A 6,721-nucleotide genomic window follows, 5' to 3' on the forward strand; every position below is an offset into this window, starting at 1 on the left:
ACTCTTGCGTCACGGCGCAGGCTGTGCTGCCATTGTCGACATGGCAACATTTAAAGATATTTCCTTACTCATCGCTCGAGTGCTGCTCGGCATCATCTTGATCGCCCACGGGTGGCAGAAATTCAGCGAGTGGGCCCTGCTCGGCACCGCCGAAGCGTTTGCCGGGATGGGCGTGCCGGCGCCCACGTTCAGCAGCGCCATCGCCGCGATCGTCGAGCTCTTCGGCGGGGTGCTCATCCTCGCGGGCGCGTTTACGCCGATCGTCGGGGTCATCGTGGCCCTGCAGATGCTCGGCGCCTTCTTCTTCGCCCATATGGGCAACGGCGTGTTCGTCGACAACGGCGGCTTCGAGCTCGTCGGAGTCATCGCCGCCGCATCCCTGGCGCTCGCCGGCGCCGGCGCGGGCCGCTTCAGCGTCGACCAGCTTATCGACGCCCGCCGCGCCACACGTTAGCGGATCTCGCTCGGGTCCTTGCGCGCGGGGAAAATCTCCGGGCGCACGCCAGCGATCTCCTCGACGATGCGCACCACCTGGTTGGAGTAGCCGTACTCGTTGTCGTACCAGACGTAGAGCACCAGGTGGTTGCCCGAGGCAATCGTCGCTAGGCCGTCGACCACGCCGGCGTGGGTGGATCCGAGCAAGTCCGTTGAGACGATGTCCGGGGAGTTGATGTAGTCGATCTGCTGGCGCAGGTTCGAATCGGTGGACACGCGGCGCAGGAACTCGTTGACCTCGTCCTTTTCCACCTCTTTCTCCAGATCGAGGTTGAGCACAGCCATGGACACATCCGGCGTGGGCACGCGGATCGCGTTGCCGGTCAACTTGCCTTCGAGCTCGGGCAGCGCTTTGGACACTGCCTTGGCGGCCCCGGTTTCGGTGAGCACCATGTTCAGCCCTGCGGCGCGGCCGCGGCGCGGACCCTTGTGGTAGTTGTCGGCCAGGTTCTGGTCGTTGGTGTAGGCGTGCACCGTCTCCACGTGACCGTGGCGCACGCCGTAGCGGTCATTGATCACCTTCAGAACCGGGGTAATGCCGTTGGTTGTGCAGGACGCGGCGGAGATGACGTTGTCCGACTCATCGTTGGTGATGTCGGCGTGGTTGACCCCGTAGACGATGTTGCGCACGTCGCCCTTGCCCGGGGCGGTGAGCAGAGCCTTCTGCACACCCTTGGACTCAAGGTGCTGCGACAGCCCGGCGCGGTCGCGCCAGCGGCCGGTGTTGTCGACCACGATGGCGTCGTTGATCCCGTAGGCGGTGTAATCGATTGAGGAGGGGTCGTCGGAGTAGATCATCTGGATGGCGGTGCCGTTCGCCCAGATAATTTCCTTCTCATGGTCGACGGTGATCGTGCCGTTGAACGGGCCGTGGATGGAATCGCGGCGCAGCAGCGAGGCGCGTTTGATGATGTCGTCTTCGCCCTTCTTGCGTACCACGACCGCGCGCAGGCGCACGCCGCCATAGGTCGCCTCGCGGGCGACCAGGATGCGCGCGAGCAGGCGGCCGATGCGGCCGAAGCCGTAGAGCACCACGTCGCGCGGCTCGGTCTGCTTCTTGCCCCCGATCGCGCCGGCGAGTTCCTGCTCGAGGAAGGAACGCAGGTCCTGGCCCTCGCTGCGCGAGTAGTTCTTTGCCAGGCGGCCCAAGTCGATGGAGCTGGTGCCTAAGTCGAGCTGGACGAGCTCCTTGAGGATCGGCAGGGTCTCATCGAGCGGAAGCTCGCGCTCGACGACGCGTCGCGCGTAGCGGTGCGCCTTGATGATGTCGACGTCGGTGACGCCGACGAGGAGACGCCCGTAGATCGACGTCACAGCGTTGTTCTCGCGGTGCAGCTGGCTGATGAGCGGCAGCATTTCCTGCGCGAGCGTTAGCTTGTGGTTCCAGTCGTTCTGGGTCTCGGTCGATGCAGTCGCAGTCAAGGCACGCTTCCTTTTGTGTTACTCGGGTACTGATTTTGCCAATAAATCTGCGCAAACGGGGGTGCGCATACGCCCCCATCCTAGCGATTCGGACATTTCAAGACCCGCTCTACCCCTGTTTGCTACCCCACGTGGCGCAGCACCCGGCGGTAGTGCTCGGGCTCGGGAGCCGCGGCGAAGTTCGCGTCGTTGGTTTTGTCGATCAGCACCGCGCGCACGCCTTCGGCGAAATCGGGCTCGCGGCTCATCACAGCGCCGAGCGCACGCTCGTTCTCCAGCGACTGCGCGAGGTCGAGCGAGGAGTTCGCCACCATCAGCTCGGATGACGCGACCAGCGCGCTCGGCGACGCCTGCGCGGTGAGCTTCTCCACGAGCTGCGCGAGCTCTGGCGGAGCCGAATCCAACCGCTGCGAGATCTCCGGCCACGAGCCGACGAAGACACCCTCCACGGCGTCGAAGAATCCGGCCAGCTCGGACTCCCCCGCCTCCAGGGCAACCTCATCGAGCACGCCGAGGCCCTCGGCCGCGATGCGCTCGACGAGCCCGTCGAGGCTGGCCACCTTGTGCGTCGCCAAGCCGGTGGCGAGCATGTCGTCGGCGCTGAGCCTGTATCCGGTCAGGGCGAGGAAGGTGCCGAGCGCGGCGGAGGGGTGCTTCGGCAGGTTCTGCAGCCTGTGGCTCATGCCGACATCGGTGATAAAGCCGATACTCATCTCCGGCATCGACGCGAACGCGTCCTCGGTCACCACCAGGTGCGAACCGTGCGCGGAAACACCGAGGCCACCTCCCATGATGACGCCGCTGGCGAGCGCAGTATAGGGCTTAGGGTAGGTGGAAATGTCGAGGTTCATTGCGTACTCCTCGGCGAAGTAGGCGTCGACTTCTTCCGCGCGTCCTTCGACAACACCGTCGCGGGCGGCGCGGACATCGCCACCGGCGCAGAAGTGCTTGCCCGAAGAATGGATGATGACCTGCTCCACGGCAGCGTCGTCGCGCCACTCATCCAGTGCGGCGGCGATCAACCTAACCATCTCGTGGTTCAGGGAGTTCAGGGCTTTGGGTCGGTCGAGGGTGATGACTCCGGTATGGTGCAACACGGAAGTTTTCACAGGCTGGTTCATGCAACCCAGTGATACATGAAAGTTGGTCATGACCGCACCCCGTATCGTCGCGCTGGACATGGATGGCACTCTCGTCGACTCCTCCGGCACCATTCCCGAGGCGTTCTGGGGGTTGCTGGCCCGCGCCCTCGACGCCGGAATCGTCATCGCCCCCGCTTCGGGCCGCCAGCTGGCCACGCTGCAGCACATGTTCTCGCGCAACGAGCCCGACACCTTCATCGCGGAAAACGGAGCAGTGGTGTGGCACAAGGGCGAGATCGTCTCCGTCAGCCCGCTCGCACCTGGGGCCGTTCACCGTCTCGCCACTGCGCTCGACACCGCCCCGTTTCGTGCCCATGCGGTGCTGTGCAAGCCCGAGATCTCCTACACCGCGGCTAATACCCCACCCGCAATCCAGGCAGAAGTGGACAAGTACTACCTGGCCAATGTTTGCGCCAGCTCGCTTCTCGACGCCCTGTCCAACGACCCGGACGACACCGTCAAGGTCGCCCTGTACGTCGAGACCGACGCAGAACGCGACGCCCTGCCGTGGTTGGGTCAGATCGTTCCCGAACTCAACGCGACCGTGAGCTCGCGACACTGGATCGACCTGATGGCGCCGGGAGTGGACAAGGGAGTGGCGCTGCGCGCGCTCGCCGACACGCTCGGCGTCGACCTCGCGGACACGGCCGCGATCGGTGACTACCTCAACGACTACGCCATGCTTGACCAGGCCGGCTGGGCCGTGGCCATGGGCAACGCGCACCCGGATCTGAAAGCCATCGCCGACGAAGTCGTCGGCACCAACGACGAGCACGGGGCGCTCGATCGCATAGAGCGGTGGATCACGTCGTGAGCGGGATCGATTTCTCGCAAAGCGCCGACCTTGTCGCGCCTCAGCTTCTCGGCTGCATCATCGAACTCAACGGGGTGGCCATCCGGCTGACCGAGGTCGAGGCCTACCTCGGCACCGAGGACCCGGCGGCGCACACCTACCGCGGGAAGACGACGCGCAACGCGGCGATGTTCGGCCCGCCCGGCAGGCTCTACGTCTACTTCTCCTACGGCATCCACTTCAACGGCAACATCGTCTGCGCCCCCGAAGGCATCGGGCACGGCTGCCTCATGCGCGGCGGGCAGGTCGTCTCCGGCCACGACATTGCGCTGCAGCGCCGGCAGCGCCCAGATCGCAAGCCCATCCCGGATGACAACATCGCTCGCGGGCCCGGCAACCTCGGCCAGGCACTCGGGCTGACGCTGGGCCATAACGGCACCCCCGTCACCCTGCGCCCACGCGAAGCGGAACCGGAGTGGGTGGCGGGACCTCGCATCGGCATCTCCAAAAATGCCGATGCCCCGCTGCGCTTCTACATCCCCGGCGACAAGACGGTGTCCAGCCCGCGGGGAAGGCGTCGTTAAGCTTTCTTGCCCTTCTTTTTCTCCTCGAGCGAAGCTGCGACGTCGGGAACGTAGCGGAACTCCCCGCGCGGCGGGCGCGTGTAGTTCGACGAATCCGGCCGCCGCGGCATCTCCGGCAGGTCCACCGTGAGGTGCTCGTAGGGAATCGTGGACAACAGGTGCGAGATGACGTTGATGCGCGAGCTCTTCTTGTCGTCAGATTCCACCGTGTACCACGGAGCGGAGGGGATGTCCGTGTGCACGAACATCTCGTCCTTCGCCCGCGAGTAATCCTCCCACTTGTTGATTGATTCCAGGTCCATCGGAGAGAGTTTCCAGCGCCGCAGCGGGTCCTCCCGGCGCGACTCGAAACGGGCGTACTGCTCCTGGTCGGAAACGGAGAACCAGTACTTGCGCAGCATGATCCCGTCCTCGACGAGCAGACGCTCGAAAATCGGCGCCTGATGGAGGAAGCGCCGATACTCCTGGGAGGTGCAATAGCCCATGACGCGCTCAACGCCCGCGCGGTTGTACCAGGAGCGGTCGAAAATCACGATCTCTCCGGCCGCCGGGAGCCGCTCGACGTAGCGCTGGAAGTACCACTGGCCGCGTTCGCGCTCCGTCGGCTTGGGAAGCGCCTCAATCCGGCAGGTGCGCGGGTTGAGGTACTGGGTGATGCGCTTGATCGCCGAACCCTTGCCCGCCGCGTCGCGGCCCTCCATGACAATGACAAGGCGCTCGCCGGTGGTGACCACCCAGTGCTGCATCGCCACGAGCTCGGCCTGGAGGCGCAGCAGTTCCTTCTCGTAGGCCCTCTTCGACAGCTTCGGCGGCTTGTTCTGATTGTCGTTCTTAGCCAACTTTGAACTCCGCCATCTCATCCCACTCGGTCTTGCCATCGATCAGCGTGTTGATGATCTGCGGGGTGCGCTTCAAAATCGTCGGGAAGAGCTCCTGCGCCTCTGTGAAGTGCTGCGAATTCACATGCGCCTCCGCGGCGTCGTCTTTGAAACCCTCGACGAGGATGTACTCGGACGGGTCCTCTTCGCTGCGGTACCAGTCGAAGAACAGGCAGCCCTCCTCGGCGCGGGTGGCGTCCGTGAACGGGGCAACGAGTTCGCGGAAATTCTCCACGTGCTCGCTCAAGGGTTGGAACTTCACGTTGATCAGGATCATGACTGCCAGATTACGCGCTCCCGGCCTCCAACCTCTCCCCCAGCTCAAGCCACTGGGCCTCGAGCGCCTCGCGCTGCACACGCACCTCGTCCAACTCCTTTGTCACCTGCCCGATCTGTTCGAAATCGGGGTCGCCCGCGCCGGAGAGTGCGGCGATGCGATCTTCCAGCGCAGCGCCGCGCTCATCGGCTTTGGCGATTTTGCGCTCGAGCGCATTCATCTGCTTGTGCAGCTCGCGCTCTTCCTGCGACGACATTGAGCGCTGCTTGGCAACGCCGCCCTTGCCGCCACCCAAGTCGAGCGGGCCGCTGGAATCACCTTCTTGCTGGCGGCGCTTCAGGTACTGCTCGATTCCGCCCGGCAGGTTGGTCAACTCACCGTCACCGAACAGCGCGTACGTGCTATCGGCGATACGCTCGATGAGGTAGCGATCGTGGGAGATCACGACCAGGGTCCCGGCCCAGCCGTCGAGCAGGTCCTCGAGCTCCTGCAGGGTGTCGATGTCGAGGTCGTTGGTGGGCTCGTCGAGAAGCAGCACGTTGGGCTCGCTCATCAGCACGCGGGTGAGCTGCAGGCGGCGGCGCTCGCCGCCGGAAAGGTCGCCGACCGGGGTGCGCTGGCGCTTCGGGCTAAACCCGAGCCGCTCGGCGAGCTGGGAGGCGGAGAGGTCCTTGCCGCCGAGCTCGATATAGGTGGCCACGTCCTCAACGGCGTTGATGACACGGAGGGTGGGGTCAAGGTCGTCGAGCTCCTGACGTAGCCAGCCGATGCGGGTGGTCTGCCCCTCAACGCGCTTGCCCGCAGTAAGCGGGTACACGCCGGCGAGCACGCGCAGCAGTGTGGTCTTGCCGGAGCCGTTGACCCCAACCAGGCCGATGCGCTCGCCCGGCGCGAGGCGCCACGTCAGGTTGTCCGCCAGCACGCGGCCGTCCGGTGCCTCGACGCGCGCATCGAGCAGCTCGATGACCACCTTTCCCTGGCGCGCCTTTGAAAAAGCCATGAGCTCCACGGTGTCGCGCGGGGCGGGAACGTTGGCGATCAGCGCCTCGGCCGCCTCAATGCGGTAGCGCGGCTTCGACGTGCGCGCCGGCGCTCCGCGCCGCAGCCAGGCGAGCTCCTTGCGCGCGAGG

The 6,721-nt window shown here is 65.2% G+C and carries 8 protein-coding genes; 3 read left to right on the forward strand and 5 right to left on the reverse strand.

The genetic code is table 11. From position 1 onward, the window contains the following. The first annotated feature begins 40 nt into the window (after positions 1-40). Positions 41-454 carry a DoxX family protein gene (locus HMPREF0298_RS09840; RefSeq protein WP_006841028.1) on the forward strand — a complete coding sequence of 138 codons (414 nt, stop codon included), beginning with the start codon at positions 41-43 and terminating at the stop codon, positions 452-454. Here the strand turns inward: HMPREF0298_RS09840 and HMPREF0298_RS09845 are convergent. Next, a complete protein-coding gene (locus HMPREF0298_RS09845) occupies positions 451-1,917 on the reverse strand; it encodes a glyceraldehyde-3-phosphate dehydrogenase (RefSeq protein ID WP_006841029.1) in 1,467 nt (488 codons plus the stop codon). The two genes, HMPREF0298_RS09840 and HMPREF0298_RS09845, sit on opposite strands and share 4 nt — an antisense overlap. Positions 1,918-2,039: 122 nt before the next feature. After that, positions 2,040-3,038, reverse strand: a complete 999-nt coding sequence (locus HMPREF0298_RS09850; RefSeq protein ID WP_006841030.1) for a 3-hydroxyisobutyryl-CoA hydrolase — start codon at positions 3,036-3,038, stop codon at positions 2,040-2,042. Positions 3,039-3,066: 28 nt separating this feature from the next. On the opposite strand from HMPREF0298_RS09850, the gene HMPREF0298_RS09855 reads away from it, so the two are divergent. Both HMPREF0298_RS09855 and HMPREF0298_RS09860 read left to right on the forward strand, forming a co-directional pair. Next, positions 3,067-3,873 carry a Cof-type HAD-IIB family hydrolase gene (locus HMPREF0298_RS09855; protein WP_006841031.1) on the forward strand — a complete coding sequence of 269 codons (807 nt, stop codon included), beginning with the start codon at positions 3,067-3,069 and terminating at the stop codon, positions 3,871-3,873. After that, the gene (locus HMPREF0298_RS09860; RefSeq protein WP_245527488.1) at positions 3,870-4,436 is read left to right on the forward strand and encodes a DNA-3-methyladenine glycosylase; all 567 of its coding nucleotides are present in this window, start codon (positions 3,870-3,872) and stop codon (positions 4,434-4,436) included. The genes HMPREF0298_RS09855 and HMPREF0298_RS09860 overlap by 4 nt, the downstream gene beginning before the upstream one ends. On the opposite strand, the gene ppk2 is transcribed toward HMPREF0298_RS09860, so the two are convergent. From ppk2 to HMPREF0298_RS09875, 3 genes are all read right to left on the reverse strand, one after another. Beyond that, the gene (ppk2, locus tag HMPREF0298_RS09865) at positions 4,433-5,275 is read right to left on the reverse strand and encodes a polyphosphate kinase 2 (RefSeq protein ID WP_006841033.1); all 843 of its coding nucleotides are present in this window, start codon (positions 5,273-5,275) and stop codon (positions 4,433-4,435) included. The two genes, HMPREF0298_RS09860 and ppk2, sit on opposite strands and share 4 nt — an antisense overlap. Next, positions 5,268-5,591 carry a putative quinol monooxygenase gene (locus tag HMPREF0298_RS09870; protein ID WP_006841034.1) on the reverse strand — a complete coding sequence of 108 codons (324 nt, stop codon included), beginning with the start codon at positions 5,589-5,591 and terminating at the stop codon, positions 5,268-5,270. Before HMPREF0298_RS09870 ends, ppk2 begins: the two co-directional genes overlap by 8 nt. A 10-nt stretch (positions 5,592-5,601) precedes the next feature. Beyond that, the coding region (locus HMPREF0298_RS09875; protein WP_006841035.1) for an ATP-binding cassette domain-containing protein at positions 5,602-6,721 on the reverse strand (1,120 nt) is incomplete at its 5' end.

Origin of the sequence: Corynebacterium lipophiloflavum DSM 44291 (genome assembly GCF_000159635.1) — a bacterium.
In the GTDB taxonomy this organism is placed as follows: domain Bacteria; phylum Actinomycetota; class Actinomycetes; order Mycobacteriales; family Mycobacteriaceae; genus Corynebacterium; species Corynebacterium lipophiloflavum.